Here is a 2,296-nt window from a genome sequence, read left to right on the forward strand (position 1 = left end):
GTCATTTGTGATTGCCTTTCTTTTGATTAGGGATACTCAAAAGTCTATCACAAATGGCTTTTTATTTTTTCTAACTTAATTTTACAAACGGCGTTTAATTTATCCTAATCGTTCTTATCCATCTTAGCTCGTAATTCTTTACCAATTTCTTCATATCCTGGCTTACCAAGCAATCCAAACATGTTAGTCTTATAAGCTTCAACACCTGGTTGGTTAAATGGATTAATACCGTTTAAGTAACCTGAAATTCCCATCGCAACCTCAAAGAAGTAGATAAGGTAACCTAAAGTATATTCGTCTTCTTGTGGGATATGAACAGTCATCACTGGTACTCCACCATCAGTATGAGCAGCAACCACCGCTTCATAAGCCTTGGTGTTAACGTAATCCATTGTCTTACCTTCCAAGTAACCTAACCCGTCAAGATTATCTGGTTCTGTTGGAATTTCCATGTCATAATTTGGCTTATCAAGCTTAACAACGGTTTCCATTAAGAAACGGCGACCTTCTTGGATGTATTGACCAAGTGAGTGAAGGTCGGTTGTAAAGTTAGCTGAAGAAGGATAGATTCCCTTTTGATCTTTTCCTTCTGATTCCCCAGCTAATTGTTTCCACCATTCCGCAAACATCCGCATGTTAGGCTCGTAGTTTTCGAGTAATTCTGTTTCATAGCCCTTACGATAAAGAATGTTCCGGTAAGCAGCGTATTGGTAGGCTTCGTTCTTGGTTAGATCAGGATCAACATAATCCTTTTCCGCTTGTGCAGCCCCTTCCATCAGCTTATCAATGTCCGCACCGGAAGCAGCGATTGGCAAAAGACCTACCGCAGAAAGAACTGAATAACGTCCTCCAACCCCATCAGGAATAACAAAGGTTTCATAGCCATGAGCATCTGCTTCAGTCTTTAAGGCACCTTTAGCCTTATCAGTAGTAGCATAAATCCGCTTATCAGCTTCATTTTCACCATACTTCTTAATTAAAAGGTCCTTAAAGATTCGGAAGGCAATTGATGGTTCAGTGGTTGTTCCTGACTTTGAAACAACGTTGATTGAAAAGTCTTTGTCACCAATTAATTGGATCAAGTCATGAACATAGGTTGAACTCAAGGAGTTACCAGCAAAGACTACCAATGGAGCTTTCCGGTCTTTTGCCTCTTGAGCTTGATAGAAAGTATTGTGTAAGAAGTCGATTGCCATTTGAGCCCCAAGGTAAGAACCACCAATCCCAATAACAACTAAAACATCTGAATCACGTTGAATCTTATCAGCAGCCTTCTTAATACGGGCAAATTCTTCTTTATCATATTCAGTTGGTAAATGGAGCCAATCACGGAAGTCGGCGCCAGCACCAGTCCCATTCCGTAATTCATCATTAGCGGCGTTAACCATTGCTTGCATTTCACCAAGTTCGTTTTCATGAACAAATTGCTTTAATGCGCTACTGTCAAATTTAATGTGTGTCATTCCAATAGCTTCTTTCTATTTTTATTTTTTAGACATTTAAATGATAGCGGATAATGAAGTCGGTTTCAATCAGAACTAGCAATTTTTTCTCATTAATGAAAATTGACAATTTAAGGTTAATTAGGCATACTGGGAATACACAGCGTATCCGCTTACATAATTTGAAGGGAATAATTATTCATGGATAAAAATACTGAAAATATGTTAGCTGGGAAGCCTTATCGTCCTGGAACACCGGAATTAAATAAGTTTTCTCACCTTGCTCATCGTCTTTGTCGTGACTATAATTTAACAACTGATAAAGATACTGTTGAACGAGGAATGATTATTGATCGCCTATTTCCTCAGCATGCTGACGGAATATATCTTCAAGGACCAATTCATATCGATTATGGTCGTTTTACTAAAATAGGTAAGAATTTCTATGCTAATTTTAACTTTACCATTTTAGATACATGTCCTGTTACTATTGGAGATAACGTAATGTGCGGTCCAAACGTCTCGATCATTACAGCCTGCATCCTCTCATGTATCAGCAGCGTAATATTCGGCAACAAGCTGACGGTCAGTTCGATGACGTTGAATATGGCAAACCAGTTACAATTGGCGATAACTGTTGGCTTGCAAGCAATGTAACAGTTTGTCCGGGCGTAACAATCGGCAATGGTTGCGTTATCGGAGCAGGTACAGTCGTTACTAAAGATATTCCTGATAACTCCCTTGTCCTTGGAGTTCCAGGCAAAGTGATTCGTCCTATTACTGAAAAAGATCGCTTGGAAAATTTTCCTTATTAAATAATAATTTCGATATTAAAAGAGGCTGGGAATTAACTA

General features: G+C 38.7%; 1 protein-coding gene and 1 pseudogene. One reads left to right on the forward strand and one right to left on the reverse strand.

Annotated elements, in window-relative coordinates:
* Positions 1-104 precede the first annotated feature (104 nt).
* A complete protein-coding gene (locus AACL61_RS07850; RefSeq protein WP_339111207.1) occupies positions 105-1,463 on the reverse strand; it encodes a glucose-6-phosphate isomerase in 1,359 nt (452 codons plus the stop codon).
* Between the two features lie 180 nt (positions 1,464-1,643).
* Here AACL61_RS07850 and AACL61_RS07855 point away from each other — a divergent pair.
* Positions 1,644-2,257, forward strand: a pseudogene (locus tag AACL61_RS07855) (sugar O-acetyltransferase).
* Positions 2,258-2,296: the final 39 nt, after the last annotated feature.

The organism is Limosilactobacillus reuteri subsp. porcinus, assembly GCF_036621895.1.
GTDB lineage: Bacteria > Bacillota > Bacilli > Lactobacillales > Lactobacillaceae > Limosilactobacillus > Limosilactobacillus reuteri_J.